At 35.4% G+C, this 21,274-nt stretch carries 21 protein-coding genes and 9 tRNA genes; 8 read left to right on the top strand and 22 right to left on the bottom strand.

What is annotated here, in order from left to right:
- Positions 1 to 18: 18 nt before the first annotated feature.
- From JEM45_RS00505 to JEM45_RS00470, 8 genes are all read right to left on the bottom strand, one after another.
- Complete coding sequence (locus JEM45_RS00505) at positions 19 to 1,068, bottom strand: 2,3-butanediol dehydrogenase (RefSeq protein WP_198687525.1); 1,050 nt, start codon at positions 1,066 to 1,068, stop codon at positions 19 to 21.
- A gap of 205 nt (positions 1,069 to 1,273) precedes the next feature.
- Positions 1,274 to 1,361 (bottom strand) — tRNA-Ser (locus JEM45_RS00500).
- 37 nt (positions 1,362 to 1,398) lie between these two features.
- Positions 1,399 to 1,470: transfer RNA gene (locus JEM45_RS00495), tRNA-Glu, on the bottom strand.
- Between the two features lie 12 nt (positions 1,471 to 1,482).
- Positions 1,483 to 1,557 (bottom strand) — tRNA-Asn (locus JEM45_RS00490).
- 7 nt (positions 1,558 to 1,564) lie between these two features.
- Positions 1,565 to 1,635 (bottom strand) — tRNA-Gly (locus JEM45_RS00485).
- A gap of 8 nt (positions 1,636 to 1,643) precedes the next feature.
- Positions 1,644 to 1,716: transfer RNA gene (locus JEM45_RS00480), tRNA-Phe, on the bottom strand.
- Positions 1,717 to 1,737: 21 nt separating this feature from the next.
- Positions 1,738 to 1,813, bottom strand: a tRNA-Asp gene (locus tag JEM45_RS00475).
- A gap of 23 nt (positions 1,814 to 1,836) precedes the next feature.
- Positions 1,837 to 1,908, bottom strand: a tRNA-Met gene (locus JEM45_RS00470).
- Positions 1,909 to 2,119: 211 nt separating this feature from the next.
- On the opposite strand from JEM45_RS00470, the gene JEM45_RS00465 reads away from it, so the two are divergent.
- Positions 2,120 to 2,689, top strand: coding sequence for a thermonuclease family protein (locus JEM45_RS00465; RefSeq protein ID WP_198687524.1), 570 nt, complete (start codon positions 2,120 to 2,122; stop codon positions 2,687 to 2,689).
- Between the two features lie 59 nt (positions 2,690 to 2,748).
- On the opposite strand, the gene JEM45_RS00460 is transcribed toward JEM45_RS00465, so the two are convergent.
- Entirely contained in the window at positions 2,749 to 3,078 is a 330-nt protein-coding gene (locus tag JEM45_RS00460; protein ID WP_035856138.1) for a winged helix-turn-helix transcriptional regulator, read from the bottom strand.
- A gap of 129 nt (positions 3,079 to 3,207) precedes the next feature.
- Between JEM45_RS00460 and JEM45_RS00455 the strand changes: the two genes are divergently transcribed.
- Together JEM45_RS00455 and JEM45_RS00450 are read left to right on the top strand one after the other, a co-directional pair.
- Positions 3,208 to 4,071 carry a VOC family protein gene (locus JEM45_RS00455; protein ID WP_198687523.1) on the top strand — a complete coding sequence of 288 codons (864 nt, stop codon included), beginning with the start codon at positions 3,208 to 3,210 and terminating at the stop codon, positions 4,069 to 4,071.
- A 267-nt stretch (positions 4,072 to 4,338) separates the two neighbouring features.
- A complete protein-coding gene (locus tag JEM45_RS00450; protein WP_198687522.1) occupies positions 4,339 to 5,382 on the top strand; it encodes a C45 family autoproteolytic acyltransferase/hydrolase in 1,044 nt (347 codons plus the stop codon).
- A gap of 32 nt (positions 5,383 to 5,414) precedes the next feature.
- On the opposite strand, the gene JEM45_RS00445 is transcribed toward JEM45_RS00450, so the two are convergent.
- From JEM45_RS00445 to JEM45_RS00425, 5 genes are all read right to left on the bottom strand, one after another.
- Positions 5,415 to 6,134, bottom strand: a complete 720-nt coding sequence (locus tag JEM45_RS00445) for a deoxynucleoside kinase (RefSeq protein WP_235678875.1) — start codon at positions 6,132 to 6,134, stop codon at positions 5,415 to 5,417.
- A gap of 50 nt (positions 6,135 to 6,184) precedes the next feature.
- The gene (locus JEM45_RS00440; RefSeq protein ID WP_198687521.1) at positions 6,185 to 6,502 is read right to left on the bottom strand and encodes a hypothetical protein; all 318 of its coding nucleotides are present in this window, start codon (positions 6,500 to 6,502) and stop codon (positions 6,185 to 6,187) included.
- Positions 6,503 to 6,719: 217 nt separating this feature from the next.
- A tRNA-Ser gene (locus JEM45_RS00435) sits at positions 6,720 to 6,807 on the bottom strand.
- Between the two features lie 4 nt (positions 6,808 to 6,811).
- Positions 6,812 to 6,886, bottom strand: a tRNA-Asn gene (locus JEM45_RS00430).
- A gap of 126 nt (positions 6,887 to 7,012) precedes the next feature.
- Positions 7,013 to 7,621 carry a competence protein ComK gene (locus tag JEM45_RS00425; RefSeq protein WP_051220479.1) on the bottom strand — a complete coding sequence of 203 codons (609 nt, stop codon included), beginning with the start codon at positions 7,619 to 7,621 and terminating at the stop codon, positions 7,013 to 7,015.
- A 194-nt stretch (positions 7,622 to 7,815) separates the two neighbouring features.
- Here JEM45_RS00425 and JEM45_RS00420 point away from each other — a divergent pair, with 194 nt between their 5' ends.
- Positions 7,816 to 8,013 (top strand): IDEAL domain-containing protein, encoded by a 198-nt coding sequence (locus JEM45_RS00420; protein ID WP_026866592.1) that lies wholly within the window; start codon positions 7,816 to 7,818, stop codon positions 8,011 to 8,013.
- Positions 8,014 to 8,098: 85 nt separating this feature from the next.
- Here the strand turns inward: JEM45_RS00420 and JEM45_RS00415 are convergent, their stop codons facing one another.
- The 4 genes from JEM45_RS00415 to hemE all read right to left on the bottom strand — a co-directional run bounded on the left by JEM45_RS00415 (position 8,099) and on the right by hemE (position 12,506).
- Positions 8,099 to 9,091 (bottom strand): lipoate--protein ligase, encoded by a 993-nt coding sequence (locus tag JEM45_RS00415; RefSeq protein ID WP_026866591.1) that lies wholly within the window; start codon positions 9,089 to 9,091, stop codon positions 8,099 to 8,101.
- Between the two features lie 69 nt (positions 9,092 to 9,160).
- Positions 9,161 to 10,534, bottom strand: coding sequence for a protoporphyrinogen oxidase (gene hemY, locus JEM45_RS00410; RefSeq protein ID WP_370545369.1), 1,374 nt, complete (start codon positions 10,532 to 10,534; stop codon positions 9,161 to 9,163).
- 24 nt (positions 10,535 to 10,558) lie between these two features.
- Positions 10,559 to 11,473, bottom strand: a complete 915-nt coding sequence (hemH, locus tag JEM45_RS00405) for a ferrochelatase (RefSeq protein ID WP_198687520.1) — start codon at positions 11,471 to 11,473, stop codon at positions 10,559 to 10,561.
- 7 nt (positions 11,474 to 11,480) lie between these two features.
- On the bottom strand, positions 11,481 to 12,506 hold the full coding sequence (gene hemE / locus JEM45_RS00400) for a uroporphyrinogen decarboxylase (RefSeq protein WP_026866588.1): 1,026 nt from the start codon (positions 12,504 to 12,506) through the stop codon (positions 11,481 to 11,483).
- Between the two features lie 171 nt (positions 12,507 to 12,677).
- On the opposite strand from hemE, the gene JEM45_RS00395 reads away from it, so the two are divergent.
- Positions 12,678 to 13,217 (top strand): hypothetical protein, encoded by a 540-nt coding sequence (locus tag JEM45_RS00395; protein WP_198687519.1) that lies wholly within the window; start codon positions 12,678 to 12,680, stop codon positions 13,215 to 13,217.
- Here JEM45_RS00395 and JEM45_RS00390 read toward each other — a convergent pair.
- Positions 13,214 to 14,416 carry an ABC transporter permease gene (locus JEM45_RS00390; protein WP_198687518.1) on the bottom strand — a complete coding sequence of 401 codons (1,203 nt, stop codon included), beginning with the start codon at positions 14,414 to 14,416 and terminating at the stop codon, positions 13,214 to 13,216. The genes JEM45_RS00395 and JEM45_RS00390 overlap by 4 nt on opposite strands.
- Positions 14,409 to 15,146 carry an ABC transporter ATP-binding protein gene (locus JEM45_RS00385; protein WP_198687517.1) on the bottom strand — a complete coding sequence of 246 codons (738 nt, stop codon included), beginning with the start codon at positions 15,144 to 15,146 and terminating at the stop codon, positions 14,409 to 14,411. The genes JEM45_RS00390 and JEM45_RS00385 overlap by 8 nt, the downstream gene beginning before the upstream one ends.
- A gap of 90 nt (positions 15,147 to 15,236) precedes the next feature.
- Here JEM45_RS00385 and JEM45_RS00380 point away from each other — a divergent pair, with 90 nt between their 5' ends.
- From JEM45_RS00380 to JEM45_RS00370, 3 genes are all read left to right on the top strand, one after another.
- Positions 15,237 to 15,668 carry an HIT family protein gene (locus JEM45_RS00380; RefSeq protein ID WP_026866584.1) on the top strand — a complete coding sequence of 144 codons (432 nt, stop codon included), beginning with the start codon at positions 15,237 to 15,239 and terminating at the stop codon, positions 15,666 to 15,668.
- 46 nt (positions 15,669 to 15,714) lie between these two features.
- Positions 15,715 to 16,098 (top strand): YtxH domain-containing protein, encoded by a 384-nt coding sequence (locus tag JEM45_RS00375; protein WP_051220478.1) that lies wholly within the window; start codon positions 15,715 to 15,717, stop codon positions 16,096 to 16,098.
- Positions 16,099 to 16,193: 95 nt separating this feature from the next.
- A complete protein-coding gene (locus JEM45_RS00370; RefSeq protein ID WP_026866583.1) occupies positions 16,194 to 17,330 on the top strand; it encodes a peptidylprolyl isomerase in 1,137 nt (378 codons plus the stop codon).
- Between the two features lie 65 nt (positions 17,331 to 17,395).
- Here the strand turns inward: JEM45_RS00370 and yhaM are convergent, their stop codons facing one another.
- Together yhaM and JEM45_RS00360 are read right to left on the bottom strand one after the other, a co-directional pair.
- The gene (gene yhaM / locus JEM45_RS00365) at positions 17,396 to 18,334 is read right to left on the bottom strand and encodes a 3'-5' exoribonuclease YhaM (protein ID WP_026866582.1); all 939 of its coding nucleotides are present in this window, start codon (positions 18,332 to 18,334) and stop codon (positions 17,396 to 17,398) included.
- Positions 18,335 to 18,345: 11 nt separating this feature from the next.
- A complete protein-coding gene (locus JEM45_RS00360) occupies positions 18,346 to 21,273 on the bottom strand; it encodes an ATP-binding protein (protein WP_198687516.1) in 2,928 nt (975 codons plus the stop codon).
- Position 21,274: the final 1 nt, after the last annotated feature.

Here is a 21,274-nt window from a genome sequence, read left to right as displayed (position 1 = left end):
CCACTAAAACTAAATATATTATTCTCCACTTAATTTAACTAAGATCTTAGATTGATTCTTATTATTTAACAATTCTTCAAAGCCTTTTGTCACAACATCTTCCAGTTCAATCTGATCTGTAATGACTGGGCTTGGGTCGATTTGACCACTTTCGATCATTTTAACAGTTGCTTCAAAAATATCTGGCTCATATGCAAGTGTAGATGAAATTCTTACACCACTTGCCGTGAGTAACATTGGATTGAAATCCATTTCTTTTTCAAAAATAGAGACGATAGTTACCATACCTCGAGCTCGTGTCACAGCAATGGCTTGATTCACAGTTACCGGAACACCTGCGACTTCAAAAGCTCTATCCACACCATCAGGATAATATTTTTTCACAAATTCTTCAGGGTCCTCATTGCCTGAGTTAACAACATAAGTTGCTCCAACTTCTTTAGCTTTTTCTAAGCGATTATCACTTAAATCAAAAACGATAATATCCTTAGCACCAGCTGCACGAGCTGCAATAACAGTTAACAACCCAATCGGTCCAGCCCCAAATACTGCAACAGAATCACTGAAATTCATTTCAGATTCTCTAATAGCTTGTAATGCAACAGCTGTAGGTTCTACAAGCGCTCCAATTTGTAATGATGTGTCATCTTGTAATTTGACTATATTTCGCTGATCAACAACTGTAAAGTCAGCAAATCCACCATCACTACCGAGACCAACAAAGGTAAATCCTTTGTACATGTCAACTAAAGGATTGTCATGAACCTTACCTGTAATTAGAGAATTGATAGTAACCTTATCTCCTACTTTAAGGCCATCTACCCCACTACCAACTTCTTCTATCACGCCAGAGAACTCATGTCCCATAGTCAATGGTGCTTGTCTTCCAGTTAATGGCGAGGCTTCATCTTTTGGAATGAAAATTGGACCTGCGTTGTATTCATGTAAATCACTTCCACAAATACCCGTCCATGCCACTCTAACCTTAACATCATTCTCTTTAACTTCTGGTATTTCAACATCTTCTACGCGAATGTCTTTTGCTTCGTAAAATACTGCCGCTCTCACTTGCAATCATCCTTTCAAATGTTGTTCTACTATTATTATCTCTTAAATACAAAATTTTTCAAATAATATCCATGATATTCATAAAAGTTTTTAGATTATTATGACATATATGTGAACCTTTAATTTTACTAAATGAGAGCATAAAAAATGGACACGCATTTAGACACGTGTCCACTCTCTCCATCATTACTATAGAGTTATGTAACGGACAGCGAGGGATTTGAACCCTCGAAACGGGGTTGCCGTTTACACGCGTTCCAGGCGTGCGCCTTCAGCCACTCGGCCAGCTGTCCAAAATAAAAAACAGAAGTGCGATTACACTTCTGAATATGACCCGTACGGGACTCGAACCCGTGTTACCGCCGTGAAAGGGCGGTGTCTTAACCGCTTGACCAACGGGCCATAACAAAAAAATGGCTCCACAGGTAGGACTCGAACCTACGACCGATCGGTTAACAGCCGATAGCTCTACCACTGAGCTACTGTGGAATAAAAGAGCGGGTAGACGGGATCGAACCGACAACATCAGCTTGGAAGGCTGAGGTTATACCATTTAACTATACCCGCATTAAAAATGGTTCAGGACGGAATCGAACCGCCGACACTGTGAGCTTCAATCACATGCTCTACCAACTGAGCTACTAAACCATACTTTATGATAAATAATAATGGCGGTCCCGACGGGACTCGAACCCGCGATCTCCTGCGTGACAGGCAGGCATGTTAACCGCTACACCACGGGACCCGCTTTTGTAAAGCATAAGAAAATTGCGGGAGAAGGATTCGAACCTACGACCTCCGGGTTATGAGCCCGACGAGCTACCACTGCTCCATCCCGCGATAATATTATTTAACATATATTTAATGTCTGTTACCTATAATACTTGTTTCCACATTACAATTCAAGTGTTTTTAACACTTTTCTTATATCAAATTTACACTTTCTTTACTATCATAGGTTTATATCTAAAATCTCTAATGAGATAAACAATTGTTTTCAGTATTAAAGAATTATAAGATTAAACTATAAGTATACGGAAAGGAAGTTCTCATGGCTAACGAAAACAAACCAAATAACAAATTAATTAGACCTAGACATCTTAAAAAACTTGGTATTCCTGGAATGATAGTCATCCTACTACTCTTTATTGGTGTTACGGTCTATAACGATAATTTCGCAGGTAATGACGACGAAAATTCATCTGCCGAAACTTCTTCAGATAATGTAGTTACTGTGGACCAACATATTGATGGTGATACGACACGATTTAACTATCAAGGTGACACCCATAATTTTAGATATCTAATTATCAATACACCTGAAATCGGTAGAGATGGTGATGAAGATGATCCTTATGCACAAGAAGCATTTGAACGAACACAAGAACTCTTAGATAACGCTCAAGAAATTACAGTTGAGTTCGATGAAGAAAAAACTGATCAATACGACCGCTACCTTGCATATGTCTATGCTGATGGTGAAATGGTTAATGAAACGCTTGTACGTGAAGGCTTAGCCACTGTCGATTACGTTCACCCTCCTAATGATAAATATGAAGACATATTACGTGATGCTGAGGAAGAAGCGAAACAAAATCAAGTTGGCGTTTGGTCTGAATAATAAACCACCACATATCCTATGACACTATGTCATTAAAGAGGATATGTGGTGTTTTTCACTTATGCTTCTTGTTTATCTGGATGTTCAATCCAGTTTTGAGACCAGTCTTCAATGTCTTTAAGTACCGGTTCTAAAGACTTCCCTTTTTCTGTTAATGAGTATTTAATAACAACAGGTGTCTCTGGAATTACCTCACGTGTAATAAGTCCTTCTTGTTCCATACTCTTCAAACGATCTGATAAAACCTTACCACTTACGCCAGTTGCAGACTGAATTTCACCAAATCGAGAGTTTCCGTCCATCATCTGATAGATTAATAGTGCAGTCCATCGTTGGCTTAATATATTGACCGCTTTTTCAAAACGGGGACACATTTCGTGTTGAGCCATACATATCACTCCTCTTTCAATATATAATAGCACAAATCACCACCTAATAAAAGTAAAATATATTACTTGCTATTATGTAATTATAATTGTATACTTGGTTACATAAGGTTAGTAAATGGAGGAATAGTTATGGAATTTCATAAAAATAATGCAATTTATACAAACACTGTCTCATTAAATGTAAAAGATTTAGAAAAATCAACTGATTTTTATACAAATATAATTGGTTTTAAAGTGTTATCTAAAACTGAGACATCAGTCGATTTCACAGTAGATGGGAAACACACACTATTAAGAATTAATCTTGCAGAAAGCGACCGTCCTAATCACCGTACAAGCGGTTTATATCACTTTGCACTACTCTTACCAAAGAGAGAAGACTTAGCACTAATCACTATGCATTTAGCATCAAAACGTGTGCCACTTGGTTCTGCTGATCACCACGTTAGTGAGGCATTGTATTTAGAAGATATCGATGGTAATGGCATTGAAATCTATATTGATAGAGATCCTGATCAATGGATTTGGAACGACGGTCAAGTGCATATGGTTACTGAACGTTTAAACGCTGAAGACTTACTTAAGAATCAGCCTAACCCAAATGACTTTAAAGGATTACCTGAAGGTACTATAATGGGACATGTTCACTTTCATGTTGGAAACCTAGTAAAAGGTGAAGAGTTCTATACTGAAGGGCTCGGCTTAAATGTTGCTCTACGTTTTGGTGGACAGGCTCTGTTTATGTCTAGTGAAAATTATCATCACCATATTGCAATTAATGTTTGGAATGGCGTGGGTGCACCTGCTAGTGAAAAAGGTACAGTTGGCCTCGATTATTTTGATTTAATATACCCATCACAAGACGTTCTAGATTCTGCAGTATCAAGATTAACAGAACTTGGTTATCAAGTTGAAGTTAATGATTCATTTGTCGATGCTGTTGATCCATCAGGGACACACGTACATCTTGTGACACAAAATAGTCATAGTTAATTGAAAAACTTTCTCAATTACCGTTGACTCATTCTCAATTACATTGTATATTAGTAATTGAAAATGATTATCAATTAAACATTAATAGGCCCCCTCTTATTAATTCTATAAAAATCATTTTCAGCTACTTTAATCTATATTCGCACATTATATGAAGCCGTACTCAGACCCAGAGTACGGCTTCTCTTTGTCTATAAGCAGATAATTTCCAGATACTTCTAAAACAGTTTATAATATGTCTACTATTATTAAACAAGGAGTGTGGTCATGAACTCATATTACAGCGATGTCGTTCAGTTTAGAGGCAGTCATTATGATTTTGGCCGCTATCAAGGTGAAAAATTAAAGGACTCTCCTATTTTAAAGAACAGAAAGAAACAGTGGAAACCACGCATGCACAGACACTTTTTAACTGATGAATCATTATCAATTGATTTCCTTAACAAAATTGCTCCACAAATCGTTGAAGAAATATACGGCTTAAGAGATGCCTTAGACTTAGACAATAAAACTGCCTTACAACAATTTGGCGGCTACTATTTGGAGTTAGTCGTGAGCGGCTGTTCTATATTTGCAGATGAGGATTTTCTCATTAGAAATTACGATAGTCATCCGAGAGGCTATGAAGGTCGTTACGTTTTTTATCAACCAACAGATCGTGGTTTAGCAACGATTGGTCCTTCAATGCAAATCGCAGGCCGTATTGATGGGATGAATGAGAAAGGCTTAACTATCGGTTATAACTTTACTCATACTAAGAAGAGTTCGGATGGTTTCTTATGTAGCATGATCTCAAGACTTGTCTTAGAGACGTGTAAAACCGTCGATGATGCAATCGATTTACTCAAGGAGGTTCCTCACCGTCATTCATTTTCTTATGTGGTACAAGATCAAGCAGGTATCCCTTATGTAATAGAAGCTTCACCAAGAAAAGTCATCCATAGACAATCTAATGTATGTACGAATCACTTCCATGTTCTCAATGAAGAAAATCGCTACAGACAAGAAGAAACTAGAGAACGTGAACAAAATATTATCAATTACCAAAGCGGTCAGCCAAAACCTTATGATGCTTTTCAGATTATGAATCAAATGAAACACGGTATTGCCTCTCATAAATATGATGCATCAGCAGGTACCTTGCACACATCCATGTACTTCCCTAAAACTTTAACTAGCCTTTTCTCCCTAGGTACAGATAGAAAGCCAGTTATCTTTGACTTTAATAAATGGATCAGTGGTGAGAATGTGAATGTAAGTAAATTAAAAGGACATATTAACTCTGATAAACTGTTCGTAAACATGAAATGACAGGTACCAAAATATTGGCACCTGTCATTTTTTTATTCTAGCTCTTCAGGATGAACGAACCCTCTATTATTTTTCAATGTTTCTTCAATACCTGCTAACACTTCTTTTACATGTTCTGGTTCGTAGATATCCATCTTATCAATATCAATTGTATAAACTGGAGAAATTTCTTTATCTTCATACTTGCTTAAGAATTGCTTTTCATACATATTATATAAGTCTTCATAGTACTTCAGTAAGCCTGGGTTCCCTTCGATTTGCTCATAATAACGACCACGTCGTCTAATACGTCTCATTACTTCATCAAAAGAACCATGTACGAGCACCATTAAATCAGGTGATTTTTTATATAAAACTTGCTGTTTATATAAATCATGCAATTCTTCCATCATATTCTCATGTAACTCTAGATAAGTGTCGTACTCATCCTTATCCATAGATCCATTTTCAAACTGCAATCGCGCAAAAATCATTGCATCTTCATAAATAGATCGATCTAATACAGAATTTGGATGTGCCATAGCACTCTTAATCGCCTTAAAACGATGATTTAAGAAAAAGACTTGTAAATGGAAACTATATCTCTCCGGATCATCATAATACTTGGCCAAGAATGGATTGCCTTCTACCTTCTCTTCTAATAAATCTACTCCGAAATGTTTGGCAATAACCTTGCCCCATTCTGTCTTACCAGCACCTATTGTCCCTGCTAATGTAATCAAGTAACCATCACCTTTACTATTAATACTCATTATATTCACCAAGTTATATTTTTTTAATAAACCCTTACTATAATAACATTTCACTGGGTAAATATGTGATAAAACTTCACAAATAAAATAACTTCGACATTATCGAAGTTATTTAGATTTGAATCCAGAGACTTGTGTCTCCCATTTCTGTTTATTTTTTTAATAAATTGAATGAGTTCAGATTCTGTTTTGAATATGTAGTCGTCCATTTCGCTACTATCTATTGATGAGATGGTCATCCTAAAGCCAAAAAGTGGACGTTTAAATACAGTATATGACCACCGATCTGTATAAAAACTGATTGTCTCTTGATCCACATCTGTGATTACCCAAGATTCTGACTCTATAGTTTTTTTGATTTTCTCCATCTAATCTCACCCCTGTAATGATTATACAGTGATTTATAAATATTAATATTAGAAATTACAAAATGTTCCAATCATTATAATGTTAAATTTTGTCCACTATTAATAAAGTGATAGTTTTATACAAAAATAAGAAAAATTAATCAGTATAAATAGCTTATGACTAATAAAATATATTGAATCAAAAAAAGCTTAACCATAATTGGTTAAGCTTTAAGAACGGAGATGGAGAGATTTGAACTCTCGCGCCGCTTTCGCGACCTACACCCTTAGCAGGGGCGCCTCTTCAGCCACTTGAGTACATCTCCATAATGGCTCCACAGGTAGGACTCGAACCTACGACCGATCGGTTAACAGCCGATAGCTCTACCACTGAGCTACTGTGGAATATTATGTATCTTTCAAACGAACAATATTTATTATAACAACTCAGCTAAACAATATCAACAATAAATTAATATTAAATAAGAAAAGTTTACAATTTTGTTGAATGTATTAACTATAACTTCAAACTCAATTAATTGTATTAATTTCATCTATGCTTCTCATCAATTTGATATAAGTTGCTTTGGCAGCTTCATTAATATATAACATATCATCTTCTTCTTTTGATTGATGTCTATATAACGATGCTTCACGCTTTTGATTTTTCTTATAATATTTCTCCTTCTCAAGATTGAATTTATAATATAATTTCACTGCATTTAAATATTGCTTATTATAAGAAGCATATGAAATATCCACTACTAATTCCTCATTATTTTCAAACTTGACTAAGGTTTGTCCTCTATAGGGATAATAATTTTGTATGTACTTTAAATTGAACCAACTGTTAGACTGCACCCTATCTGAATGTGTACAAAAATAAATATATGATGCAAATAAATCGATAATTATCGGGTGCTTAGACCTGATCTCAGTCAAACTTCTAGACAACTCTTTTCTAGCTGAATAGCTTTGAGAATGGAGTTTACAGTTATATTCAATCACTTTATTTGGACTTCTAAGACATTTAATAGGATCACCATATAGCTCACAGATTGTACTTTCAACATAACGGCCATCTTCCTTCGCAACTACATACATAGTGTTATCATTTATAGTGTAGTGTTGTCTTGTCATGGGACCTCCAAATTATTTACTTAAAAATAATATAACATATATTTTAAATTTTGTTAACTATTATTAAATACTGTTATATTAACTTATCACATACTTGTCAGAAAATTTGCTTTTACGATTCTCATTATCATTGACCTAATTGAGAATGGTGTGTATACTTTAATTAAGTTAGTAATCGAGAGGGGTTATCAATTATGGGGAGACCTGTATATCCAGCCAATCAATTAAGAGGCTTTCTTAATACTATAAATGATTTATCAGCAGACTTGGTTTTACAAGAATCAATGTACCGTTTTAATTACGACTTATATTCCCGTAAAATCGAAGAATCACTTATAGAAAAAGACGAAGAAAAATTTAATAAGTATACAACTTTAATGAAACAACTATAGAATTTACATAAATAAGCACCAAATTCTCTAATGAGAATTTGGTGCTTTTATCATATATATTCCCACTCTACAGTACTAAATACTTTTAAGAAACTAAGTCTAAAAATTCATCTCTAGTAATACGTCCTAAATAATGACTGATATCAATATCAGACAAGGCCTGATCAATTGCTGCTCTATTATGTTCAACACCAATTAATCGATTTTCAATATCGATGACTTCCCCTACACCAAAGAAGTCTCCAAAGATTTTGGCATGCTCAATACGTCCACCATTTACCTCTAAACGTACATCTAATAATCCAGCGTCGTACTTATGAGAATTATCATAATTATACTTAGGGTTTTTACCATAGTTCCATTCCCAAGTTTGATATTTCTCTTTGGACAATTTATTAATTTTTTCCCAGTCTTCATCTGTTAGCTTATATTCTTCAACATTTTCTAAGCCACCAAATATGTTCGATAAAATTCTCTTCTTAAATTCTTCAATATCGATTTTCTCTTCTAAGTAATCATTGATATTCCCTACTCTAGCGCTAACAGATTTTACGCCCTTAGACTGAATCTTTTTAGGGTTTACTTTCAAGGCATTTTGTACCTCTGAAATATCACTCTCAAGCATCAAAGTACCATGTGAGAACATACGACCTTTTTGTGTGAACATCGCATTCCCTGATACCTTTTTGCCACCTTCAATTTCTATATCATTACGGCCAGATAATTCAGCTTTAACACCCATATCATTTAAAGCATCTACAATCGGCTGGGTGAACTTCTTAAAGTTATGGAAACTATCTCCATCATCCTCAGTAATAAAACTAAAATTCAAGTTACCTTCATCATGGTATACTGCCCCACCACCTGAAACTCTACGGACAACTTTGATACCATGTTCCTCTATATAAGGTACATTAATTTCTTCTATGGTATTTTGATTTTTACCAATGATAATAGAAGGTTGGTTCACGTAAAAAAGAAAATAAGAATCATCTGTTGGAATTTCTCTTAAAATGTACTCCTCCATTGCCAGGTTAATCATAGGATCTGTGATGTCATTATTTGAAATAAATTTCATTTGTATTTCCCCCTGTTTAAAATAAATGACCTGTTACTAATTATAATAGAAACAGGCCATAAAATCACATTACTTTTTCATTATTTTCTCTGCAGTATCTTTAGCAGTCTGAACACAATCCGGTAGCCCTACTGCATAGTGGGAAGCACCGATTAAATGTAAACCTGGATAGGTTTGACTAACATAAGACTGTATATCATCGATCATTCGCCTATGGCCGACAATATAGTTTGGCATGGAATATGGCATCCGCGTCACTATTTCAAACTCCGCTTCACCTTTTATATCCATAATCTTATCTAGATCTTCTCTAGCCAATCTAGCAATATCTGCATCTGAGCGTTCATGAACAATGTAGTCACCTGGTCGTCCAACATAAGCTCTTAATAAAGCCTTACCTTTAGGTGTGGAATGTGCCCATTTTTTATTCGTCCAAGTACAAGCAGTAATTACAGTGTCCATGTTACGACTGATAACGAAGCCTGTACCGTCAATAGCATTTTGAACTTGAGATTCATCGAAGGCCATGACTACAGTTGCAACACTCGTTGCCGGCATGTGATTAAAGTACTCAAATTCCTTATCATCAAACCATCGCTTATATTGGAAGTGCGGTGTTGTAACGATGACTTCATCATAATCACTTGTTTCACCGTTAACAGTCAAGGTATAGCCATGATCATTTTTAGTGATTGCCTCAACATCACTATTGAAAAGAATTTTACCGCCCTGTTCCTCGTTTACTTCTACCATGCGGTCGATAAAGGACTGTAAGCCACCTGAAAACTGCAAGAATTGCCCGACTTTCGTTTTCGGTGCTTGTGGTTTATTTCTTCGCTCTAAATTAAGCCCCTTCATCAAACTACCGTAATACGATTCAGTCTTTTTAAAATTTGGATAAGTCGACATTAAACTCAATTGATCAATGTCAGTACTGTAAACACCAGATAAGAGTGGCTCAATCATATTTTCTAAAACTTCATTCCCAAGCCGAGCTCTGAAGAATTCACCAACAGAAATATCTTTATATAAAGGTAAGGCGGTTTTAAAGTAATCCATCGTCGCTCTTAATTTACCCGGCCAAGAAACTAAGTCCGTATCAAGTAAAGATTTAAATTCTAAAGGAACACCTAACATAGTTCCCTTAGGTACAGGGTACAATTGATTTTTAGCATAGATATATGCTTGACCTGTCTGATTCCTTACTAATGTCGTATGAAGCCCTAGTTTCTCTGCTAGTTCAGTCATTACTGTTTTTCTAGCCAGGTAAGACTCTGGTCCTAATTCAATTGTGTAGCCATCTTTTATATGTGTATTGACTTTACCACCCGCTCGATTCGACGCCTCATATAACTCTACCTGACAATCATTACTTTCTTCTAAAAGATAATACATTGCAGAGAGGCCTGTTATACCTGCACCGATTATGGCAACTTTTTTCATTATTACACATCCTGACTATCTAAATTAAAGTTTAACGAGTTCGTTTACCATCGCTTGAATAAAGCGTTCATCTGTATTCGGCATTGTCGGTCTATGGTAAGTTGCACCGATTTCATCAGTTACGACCTTACATTCATAGTCATTATCATAAAGTACTTCTAAATGTTCACATACAAAACCGAGTGGTAAATAAACAAAATGTTCGAATCCATGTTCTTTGTGTAATTCACGAGTAAGGTCTTGAACATCTGGCCCTAACCAAGGATCAGGCGTGTTCCCTTCAGACTGCCAACCTACAAAGTAATGACCTTTATTAAATCGTGCTTTTAATAAGTTCTTAGTCTCTACTAATTGGTCTGGATACGGATCATTATGTTCTTTAATTTTCTCAGGTAAACTGTGTGCACTCACAACAATTGCAGTTTTACTCTGTTCTTCTTCAGGAATTTCTTTAAAGGTACCTTCTAAAGCATCCACCCAGAAATCTATAAATGGTGTTTGCTCGTAAAATGATTCGACAGATTTAACCGTCATACCATATTTTTCAGCTTCTTCTTTGGCACGTTTATTATAAGAACCGACTGAGAAATTAGAATAATGCGGTGCTAAAACAACCGTATGAATTTCTTTAATTCCACGTTCACTAATTTCTTTTACACTATCTTCAATGAAAGGATGAATATGTTTTAAGCCAATAAACAGCTCGTACTCATCATCACTTTGTTTGTTCAGTACTTCTACTAATGCATTTGCTTGGCGTTCTGTTGTATCTGCTAAAGGAGAAATACCACCGATTGCTTCATAGCGATCCTTTAAGTCTTGTAAAGCGTCTTCACTTGGTTTTCTACCATGTCTAATATGCGTATAGTATGGTTCAATATCCGATTCTTTGTAAGGCGTTCCGTACGCCATAACTAATAATGCTTTTTTTTCACTCATTTTAAAATCACAGTCCTTTACTATATGTGTGTACTAGTTCAGTTAAACGTTTTAGTACTTCTGGATTCACTTCTGGGAATACCCCATGTCCAAGGTTGAAGATGTGCCCTGTTCTTTGCCCTTCTTCAACAATTTTCTTGGCACGTTCTTCAATAATATTCCAGTCGGATAAGAGAATCGCTGGATCTAAGTTTCCTTGTAAAGCTTTAGTAATTCCAAGTTCACGTGCTTCAGTAATTGACATTCTCCAGTCGAGTCCAAGCACGTCACTACCTAATTTGTCCCATTCTGTAGCTAGGTGACTTGCACCGACTCCAAAAATGATAACTGGCACATTTTGTGCTTTTACTGCCTTAATAATACGTTTCATACCCGGTGCAAGATAGTAGTTATAGTCAGCTTTATTAAGGGCACCACCCCATGAATCAAATATCTGAATAATGCCAGCACCTGCTTTAATCTGTGCTGTTAAGTAAGTAATGCTTGTTTCAACTAGCTTATCCATCAATTTAAACCACAGCTCTGGCTGTGTATACATCATTGTTTTAGTTTTGTGATAATTTTTTGATGGACCGCCCTCAATCATATAGCTCGCTACAGTAAACGGTGCACCGCAGAAGCCAATTAAAGGGACATTTAACTTTTCTTGAGTTAGAATTTGGATCGCCTTATATACATAATCTAAGTCTTTAAAGGGGTCTAGCTCTCCTAGTTTTTCTACATCTTGAATTGTTCGAATCGGATTCTCTATTACTGGACCAATACCAGCTTTAATATCCACATCAATTCCAATTGGTGCAAGTGGCGTGATGATGTCCTTATAAAGTACCGCAGCATCAACATTATAGTTGTCTACTGGTGTCGCAGTCAGATAGGCAGTGAGTTCAGGTTGTTTAGTAATTTCAATCAGTGAATACTTCTCTTTCACTTTATTATATTCTGGCTGTGAACGCCCAACCTGTCTCATAAACCAAACCGGCGTATGCTCTGTTTTCTCGCCGCGCGCTGCCCGAATGATAGTATCATTAAACACAGTGTTTCCCCCTATTAATATTTTTTTATACACTATAGTATTTTATCACATTCATTAGAACTATTATTATTTAGCTCGAAGTTGTCAAAAATTCGTTCTATTTGTGACTATGTTTAAAGTCACTATTGAGCAGGTATATAAAAATTAATAAGACTTTATGAGGTGAAGAAATTGTATTTGCATTTAACAACAGGCACATTAGATTATTTAACATCTCTTCATGAGAAATATGACCAAACATCCATTAGCTCAAGAGGTACTGATGCTATTTTGTACTATGAAGATAATAATGAAGACTCAGTATTCTCCACTAAAATGACATATGAGATTTTTAAAAATATGGGTGATCTCGATGCAGATGGACCGATGACAATGTATTATATCCCTTCTGCAGGAGATGGATTCCACTCACTCCGTGCACATGTTTTAGATTTAGCGAAAGCATTAGCTGACATAAATGGCGTTCTTGCATATCGTGTTGGGGTCAATGAGAAAAAAGAAACTTATATGATACTAATTAAATGGGCAGACTTATCTATTTACGATGACTTTAAATATACGGATATTCACGAACAATACCTGACAACAGAGGCTCTTAAAAAATTCCGTACAGAAGAGTCGCTCTTTGGAGATCTCTTATCATCTAAAACCTATTACACAATTAATGAAAATGTCTTCTCTGACGAAGAAAAAGAAGAACTGAGTGATTAATCACTTAGTTCTTCTTCTTTTTTGTAAATTGATCTTGATAAGAATCTGTTCAACACATGACCCCATAACGGGAATAATAGTCCTATATAAAAATACTCAGATTCTACAATAATAAACATTAATGTGAAGATTATAGATATCAATAGAACTATTTTATGAGAATACCTAATGTAACTATCTTGAATGTATGAACGATTTACTGGCCATATTTTTGGCCATAAAAGATAGGCTTGATTCGTATAAATTTGAGACATCTGCAAGACAATAATATAAATACCAAACAGTGAAAATACGAGTGAAATATAAAAGTTTGAAATCCAAAACATAATGATAAAGAATAATATGATAATTCTAAGCACAATCATAGGTAGATCATGATCTCTTAGAAAAGAACGGTAAAATAGATACTCATACATATTTTTCTTATTGAACTTTTCACCCTTCATATCTGGTAATAATAGATCTAAATATGCGCGCCGCTTGAAGCTCTTATCAATTTGTTTTACATTCGTAAACATGCTGACCACTTGGAAATAAGCGTGTGACTCCTCTTGTTCATAGGCTGTATAATTCAACCATGATAAGGTCTTAAAACGTATTTTCCTCACACTGACTTGACTAAGGACAACAATAGCGAGTGCTAAAATAATGAACAATGAATGCTGTTGAATTAAAAATAAGCTAACAAAGTTTAATACGAATAAAATTAAATTTACCATCCACTTTTTCAGCTCAGTATTAACTGCTAATCTCTTAATCGAAAACGTATTGAAGTACAAGATCAATGCAACAAAGAAAAAGAGGATAATATGAGTTAGGTCATGACCAATTGTTAAGAGAATCATTACTGCAATAGACACTGCAATTGGCGGAACAATACCGAGTGACAAACTGTAAATATCTGCCCGTTTAAAATAGGCAGTCATATGCTTTTCATAAGGTGGTAAGAACAACATGTCCGCTTCTTTTAATAAACTTCTATATTTTGGGTTTATAAAAATGGAAAGTACAATCGCACAGATTAAATCAATGTGTATTCCTGGACTTAGAGTTTCTCTCAAGCCGAGTAAGGTATATAACATGACACCTGCAGCAATCATTAAAAATACTAGAAAGTGACTGTTAAATATAAACTTTCCATAATAGCTCCTTAATTTGATGTCTTCGGTCATTCGTCCTTCAAATAACGCTTTACTCATGGTGATTACCACCAGTGAGTTTGATATAGACATCATCAAGCGTCCCATTTGGCAAGTGAGTTAACGCTCTTAACTCCTCTAAATTACCATCGGCAATTTTACGACCTTTATCTATTATGATATATCGATCACAGTATCGTTCAGCTGTCGATAAAATATGTGTACTCATTAAAATTGATCGGTTTTCTTCTCTTTCAGAAATCATGAGTTCAATAAGTGATTCAATTCCTAATGGGTCTAGCCCTAAAAAAGGCTCATCTATAATATAAAGATCTGGTTCAGCAATGAAGGCACAGATGAGCATAACTTTTTGTTTCATCCCCTTGGAAAAATGACTAGGAAATATATCTTCCTTATCATCCAGCCTAAATCTTTTTAAAAGTGGACCCTTTCTTTCTTCAACTTGTTCAGGTGTAAGGCCATAAGCCATCGCTGTCATATTGATGTGCTCTTTAAGTGTTAACTCTTCGTAGAGTATTGGAGTTTCAGGGATATAACCTAGATGTCGCCGATAAGCTTCTACATCATCTTCTAATGTACGTTCCATGACCTTTATTGATCCGGAATGCGGTCTTAATAGACCTAAGATATGTTTAATTGTGGTACTTTTACCGGCACCATTTAAACCAATGAGACCAATGATTTCCCCTCGTTTTATATCTAATGAAATATCATGAATGACAGGTTCCTTTGAATAGCCACCTGTTAGATTTTTTATATTTAAGACCATTGTTTGACTTCCTTTTAAATCGTTCTAATTATTTGTATACTGATACTTAAGTAAAACTATATCATAAAGAGAGCTATGGAGGATATTGAGATGACTAAGACTATTTTTGAAAAGATTATCGACAGAGAAGTACCCGCAAATATTATTTATGAAGACGATGATGTCATTGCATTTATGGATGCCTTTCCAGTTGCTAAGGGGCACACACTTGTCGTCCCTAAAAAAGTAATAGAAAATATTTACAACCTAGATGATGAAACAGGTGCAAAAGTAATCAAGGTTGTCACAAAAGTGGCTAATGCAGTCAAAGACGCGTTTAACCCTGACGGACTTAACGTTGTTCAAAACAACGGTGCTTACGCATCACAATCAGTCTTCCATCTACACTTCCATATCATCCCGAGATATAAAGAAGCACATGATGGCTTTGGTTATAAATGGGTTGACTTACCTGAAGAAGAGAACTCTACCGATGTTCGCAGTGAAGTAGCTGATGCAATTAAAAATTCATTAAATGCATAACTAACGCCGAGACAGGGTATGTAAGAAACAATGAGAGGTGTATAATATGAAACTTAAAAATATCGGAGTCGGCTTTACTGTTGGATTAACTGGAGGTTTACTTATTGCATTCTTGAACGCTCCTAAGTCCGGTAAAGCCTTACAAAATTCATTAGCATCTGGCACTAATGATTTACAGTCAGGTCTTAATCAGTTAAAAATCGAAGGTGACGAAATCAAAAATGCTTTCCTTAAAACAAAGCATGAATCAAGTGAGGTTTTCTCAACACTTGGAGATGAAGTTAAAACGATGATTTCTAACTTCCAAGCAGACATCAACCCAAATATTGAACGTTTACAGACTAATATTGAAAATGTTCAAAACCGTGTAGATGGCGCTTTAGAAGGCCCACCAAGTAAGAAAGATCAATCGGAAACTGAAGAAAAATAACAGACTATTTAAACATCAGGCAGCTTACGTTTGTATGCTGCCTTTTTTGTGTGTTATATTATTTCTTGTATATGCAACTAGGAGGAGAATTTGAGATGAAGAAGAAATTAGCACCTTTTATTTTAGGGATTGGCTTGGTCAGTCTAGCTGCTTGTAGTAATGATAGCAGTGAAAGTAATGAATCTGAAGAAAATACAGACCAAGGTGAAGTTGAATACGGAGATGTTCTAGCTTCAAGTAAAGCTGGTGATATTACTACAGACGATGTATTAAATCAAATTGGTACGAATCAAGTCGCTAATCAGACTTTCCAATTAGTATTAGACCAAATCCTTTCTGATAAGTACTCAGAAGAAATTGATAGAGAAGAGTTAACAGCACAAGTAGAAGAAGAAATTGAACAATATGGTGGAGAAGAAAACTTTTCCATGATGTTACAACAATCTCAACCAGGAATGACAGTTGATTCTTATAAACAACAGCGCATTTCTAACGCATATAACGATTTATATTTTGCGGATTACTTAGAAATAACTGATGAAGAAGCATTTGAAAATGTCAGAAAAGCATCTCACATTCTCGTTTCATTCGGTGAAGAAGGCGAAGCACCCGCAGAAGATGAAGAAAACGCGGAAGAAAGTTTGACTAAAGAAGAAGCAAAACAAAAAGCAGATGACCTGAAAGCCCAATTAGATGAAGGTGCTGACTTCAAAGAACTTGCTAAAGAAAACTCAGATGATACAGGTAGTGCACAAAATGGTGGTGACCTTGGTTATGTACCAGAAGGACAAATGGTTGAAGAATTTGAAACTGCACTATTTGATTTAGAAGCTGGTGAGATTTCAGAACCAGTCGAATCACAGTTTGGTTACCATATTATACTTCGTGAAGATGCCACACTGGAAGATACACCAAAAGAAGAATTAAACACAATTAAGGCGCAACTTGTTAACCAGAGCATTCAAGAAGATCCACAACAAGCACTAAAAGCATATGAAGATCTTCTAGAAGAATATGAAGTAGAGTTTGAAAATGAAGAAATTCAAACATATATTGAAGACACCTTCCTAAATGCGAATGAAGCACTGGAAAACGCTCAAACTGAAGATCCAGCAGCCGAAGAAGAAAATGCTGGAGAGCCTAGTAAAGAAAATGAAGAATCAACCGACAGTGAGTCCGGTGAAAATGCTGAATCAGGCGAAGATAGCGAGTCTTCTGAGGACGCTGAGTAAATAAAAAGATGTTAGTCAATCAGAGAGATTGACTAACATCTTTTTTGTTATTCGTTAATTATATTTTAAAAGCTCTCTGGTCTATAAAAGTTACGTGATTCTAATGGGAAGATTCTATCTGTAAAACTACCTTTGTCAGCTTTATTGATATGCTTATCCATCATCATAATTCTCGCATCAATATTATCAATGAAATGAAGAATTTCTGCTTCTTTAATCATTGGCATCTTAGGTGATCCGTACTCTAGTTTACCATGATGGCTCAGGATTAAATGTTTTAATAACATCACTTCTTCACCTTCAATATTAAGCTGTTCTGCAATTTTATTTATTTCTTCAACAGCTATGACAATATGACCAATCAAATTACCTTCATTAGTATAAGTTGTTCCAATTGGTCCAGACAATTCTTTAACCTTGCCAATATCATGTAAAATAATACCTGAGAACAATAGGCTTCGGTTTAGTGTCGGGTAAATATCACACAATGAATCAGCGACTCTCAGCATGTAGTAAACATGGTAAGCTAAGCCGGATACGAAATCGTGATGATTACTCATTGCTGCCGGGAACACCGAGAATTCTTTCCTATACTTCGTTAATAACTGACGTGTAATTCTCTGTAGACTACCATTTTCTATTTTCAAGCAGTAATCTAAGATTTTATCGTATAGTTCATCACCATCGATAGGTGCTTTTTCAACGAAATCTTTAGGTTGAAGTCCATCTTCTGGTGTTGCTAGTCGGAAATTTGCAATTTTCATCTGCTTTTTCCCTCTATAATCGATAATATCTCCTTTAACTTTGATTAAAGTTTCTGGTAATAACACTTCAATCTCATCTGGTGTTACATTCCAGTGTTTAGCTTCCACTTCACCTGTTCTATCTTGGAGAATAATCGTCATGTAGGGCTTACCTTGTGTCGTTACACCTTGCTGGGCTCTTTTAATTAAAAAGAATGTATCTACTGAGTCGCCAGCTTTTAACGATGATATATTATTCATTCTTGATCCTCCTACTTATTTTTTTCCTTTAGTCGAATCGTCTGCGCTGACGGGATACTTGTATTTAAATTACAAGTGAAGTATAGCACTTGATCATTCGTTTTTGTTCTGAAGTAATCTAATATCGTCTTCGTTCTCTCACTATCGAAATGTACGAATGCATCATCAATAATAATTGGCAGTTGATAGTAACCCTTCAAGGCTCTAATAAGACTAAGTCTCAAGCTGATATAAAGCATCTCTTTAGTTGACTGTGACAGTTCCAATGGATGGAATATCTGTCCATTCTTATGTTTTACGAAGATACCTTCTTCATTGTAAATCACATTGATATAACGACCCTTAGTTACAAACTCAAATGTCTCTCTCGCTTCCTCGATAACGATTGGTAGACGTTCATCCTTAATTGCCTTGATATGAGTTTCAATTAAAATCTTAATATACGTTAGTGACATAAACTCCTCAGAAAGGCTTTGTACTACACTTTCTTGCATACCGTATAAATGATTTAGTTCACTGAGTTTACCATCACTTTCAAGGACTTTAATTTCATTATTTAATTCAACTAATGTTTGTTGTTCACTTTGGATTTGTTCAGAGACAACATCTATCTGCTGATTAATTTCATCTTCATCATTTTTAAGGTCAGCCAAGAGTCGATTAGATAGGTCATTTCTAAGATCGTAATCAAAGTGCTCTTCGTCAAGTTTTTCACTAAGCACCTTAAAGCGATTTACATCAGCTGTATATTCTTCATGCTTTCTAGCATAGTAGTAATACTCTTCTTCATCATCCGCTTCAACATAATCTAAGAGTTCATTGAGCTCTCTTTGAGACGTACGATTGCGTTCTTCTAGGACCGAAATTTCGTTCTCAAGTAAGTCTGCCTGTTCTCGTAAACGATAATATTTAGATTCATCCGCACTTAACTTGTTCGCCAGTTGATTTGCTTCATGGAAAACAGCATTTTTAGAATAATGAATGCCTAAATTACTGACTTCTTCACTGACTCTTTGATCAAAATCATTGAGTGCATTGTTTATGTCATTAAGTTGGCTTTTTTCCTTATCTATTTGACGACGTTTTTGTTTAATATCTCTAATTGTAAATATCGCATCAACGATATATTTCGCTTCGATATCAGGGTTTACTTTCAAGTCATTTTTAACACTTAAAAGTTGAGTATTTAGATGATCTTGATTTGCTTCATTGACTGATAAAGTCTCATTTAAGTCACCAAGTTTCACTTCAAAAGAACTACGTTTTGCACGTAAAGATTTTAGTTCTTGTCTTAAGTCTTTAGCTTCTTCAATATCAAAGGCAATATCGTGATTTTGTTTAAGTGATTCAATTTCTTGTTGCAAGTTCATTACCTCATCTTGGTAATCTGTTTTCAAGGTATCCTGTTCCCGGTTGTTTGTGATAACAAGTATAAACAAGGCAGCTGCACCTATAGCTAAACTCAAACCACCGTATAAGTAGCTATCATTAATAATAAAAGTAACACCGATAATAATTGCGACTAAACTGATGGCAATTATTAAAGCTGCCTGCCAATTTTTTACTCGGTCTCTTTCTCGTTTTTCACGCTCGTAATCTTTTTCTATCAGTTGATACATGCGTTTTTTCTCAACGAGTTCAAATTCCTTATCTAATAACTCACGTTTTTTTGCCATTCTCTGATCATCTATTTGGATTGACTCAGACGCTTCAATTTCAGCGTCCAGTTGCTTGATATCGCCATTTAAATGATCAATTTCTCGGATCAAATACTGTTCTTCCAGCATAATCTCGTCATATTTAGATAAGAGTGATTGTACGGTTTCTCTGACAATATTAGAATCATCCACATCTAAGTGTTCCTCTTGCCAGCCAATATCCCTTTGATTATTCAGAATACTGTCTTCTAAATTAGAAATTGAATTGGAAAGTCGGACAACTTCTAAGTTTTGTTGTCTGATTTCAGGCTCCTCTTTTTGTAATCGGTCTAAATATTCCATTACCGACTTATCTGGTAATTCTACATGTTGAATTTCATCGATTAATGTTTTAAGTTTTTCCTGGCGTAAACCAATATCCCTTGCAGATTGCTTAATATGATTTCTCAGAGACTCATAGCGTTCAATTCCACGTTCAGGGAAGTTTACCGGCTCGATATCTAATTTACTTTCTAACTGCTTCCAATCTTTAATATCTTTATGGTACATAACTTCTTTCATCTTCTGTTTACGTACCATATCCAATTGATTTAGCGCATGTTTTTTAGCATTTAAATTCTCAAGCGTCTTAACTTGTTCTCCGACTAAATATTTATAGCGGTCCTCCTGCTTTTCAACAGATCGTATTTTTTCGTTAAGTTCCTTTAAGTGTTCTAGTTCTACATTAATAGTAGGATTGATACCGTTACGCTTATAGAGTGTTTTGAGTTCTTTATCGATAGCGCCAAGCATCTCATCATATTCATGAGAACCTAGTGCACCTGCTCTTAAAAGATATTCTTGAAGCTTATCTTCAGTCATGTTCTTATGAATATCTTGTAAGCCTAAAACATCAAAGGAAAAGATTGAGCGATAGGTTCTCTTATCGATGTAGTTTAGCTTTTTAGCTAACCACTCCTCGCCTCTCATCGTACCGTCCTTAAAATACACTTTGACGTCGCCTTGAACTTTACCTTTAAGACGTTCGATTTCAACAGGTTCTTCCTCATCGTTAAACTGAACCGTCAGTTTTCCACCATATAAGTTATGCATACGTGGCTCACGACGGGGTTCTTGTTCTTTTTTAGTTGGGAAACCAAAGAGTACTGAATGAATAAAGGACATCATCGTAGACTTACCGGCTTCATTCTCACCGAATACCTGAAGAAAATCCTGGTTTGTATTGTATTCTTGCTTTATTAATTTACCGTATCCATATATATTTACCGAAAGTATTTTCATA

Source organism: Jeotgalicoccus sp. ATCC 8456 (genome assembly GCF_016313225.1).
Taxonomy (GTDB): Bacteria; Bacillota; Bacilli; order Staphylococcales; family Salinicoccaceae; genus Jeotgalicoccus; species Jeotgalicoccus marinus.
The sequence above is the reverse complement of the archived record's forward strand: the minus strand, read 5'-3'. Positions and strand labels throughout refer to the sequence as shown.

What these genes read in the sequence shown, in the direction of transcription:
- JEM45_RS00465 (WP_198687524.1), top strand. Translation starts at nt 2,120, where the DNA reads ATGGCTAACGAAAACAAACCAAATAACAAATTAATTAGACCTAGACAT.
- JEM45_RS00460 (WP_035856138.1), bottom strand. Translation starts at nt 3,078, where the DNA reads ATGGCTCAACACGAAATGTGTCCCCGTTTTGAAAAAGCGGTCAATATA.
- JEM45_RS00455 (WP_198687523.1), top strand. Translation starts at nt 3,208, where the DNA reads ATGGAATTTCATAAAAATAATGCAATTTATACAAACACTGTCTCATTA.
- JEM45_RS00450 (WP_198687522.1), top strand. Translation starts at nt 4,339, where the DNA reads ATGAACTCATATTACAGCGATGTCGTTCAGTTTAGAGGCAGTCATTAT.
- JEM45_RS00445 (WP_235678875.1), bottom strand. Translation starts at nt 6,134, where the DNA reads ATGAGTATTAATAGTAAAGGTGATGGTTACTTGATTACATTAGCAGGG.
- JEM45_RS00440 (WP_198687521.1), bottom strand. Translation starts at nt 6,502, where the DNA reads ATGGAGAAAATCAAAAAAACTATAGAGTCAGAATCTTGGGTAATCACA.
- JEM45_RS00425 (WP_051220479.1), bottom strand. Translation starts at nt 7,621, where the DNA reads ATGACAAGACAACACTACACTATAAATGATAACACTATGTATGTAGTT.
- JEM45_RS00420 (WP_026866592.1), top strand. Translation starts at nt 7,816, where the DNA reads ATGGGGAGACCTGTATATCCAGCCAATCAATTAAGAGGCTTTCTTAAT.
- JEM45_RS00415 (WP_026866591.1), bottom strand. Translation starts at nt 9,091, where the DNA reads ATGAAATTTATTTCAAATAATGACATCACAGATCCTATGATTAACCTG.
- hemY (WP_370545369.1), bottom strand. Translation starts at nt 10,534, where the DNA reads ATGAAAAAAGTTGCCATAATCGGTGCAGGTATAACAGGCCTCTCTGCA.
- hemH (WP_198687520.1), bottom strand. Translation starts at nt 11,473, where the DNA reads ATGAGTGAAAAAAAAGCATTATTAGTTATGGCGTACGGAACGCCTTAC.
- JEM45_RS00390 (WP_198687518.1), bottom strand. Translation starts at nt 14,416, where the DNA reads ATGAGTAAAGCGTTATTTGAAGGACGAATGACCGAAGACATCAAATTA.
- JEM45_RS00385 (WP_198687517.1), bottom strand. Translation starts at nt 15,146, where the DNA reads ATGGTCTTAAATATAAAAAATCTAACAGGTGGCTATTCAAAGGAACCT.
- JEM45_RS00380 (WP_026866584.1), top strand. Translation starts at nt 15,237, where the DNA reads ATGACTAAGACTATTTTTGAAAAGATTATCGACAGAGAAGTACCCGCA.
- JEM45_RS00375 (WP_051220478.1), top strand. Translation starts at nt 15,715, where the DNA reads ATGAAACTTAAAAATATCGGAGTCGGCTTTACTGTTGGATTAACTGGA.
- JEM45_RS00370 (WP_026866583.1), top strand. Translation starts at nt 16,194, where the DNA reads ATGAAGAAGAAATTAGCACCTTTTATTTTAGGGATTGGCTTGGTCAGT.
- yhaM (WP_026866582.1), bottom strand. Translation starts at nt 18,334, where the DNA reads ATGAATAATATATCATCGTTAAAAGCTGGCGACTCAGTAGATACATTC.
- JEM45_RS00360 (WP_198687516.1), bottom strand. Translation starts at nt 21,273, where the DNA reads ATGAAAATACTTTCGGTAAATATATATGGATACGGTAAATTAATAAAG.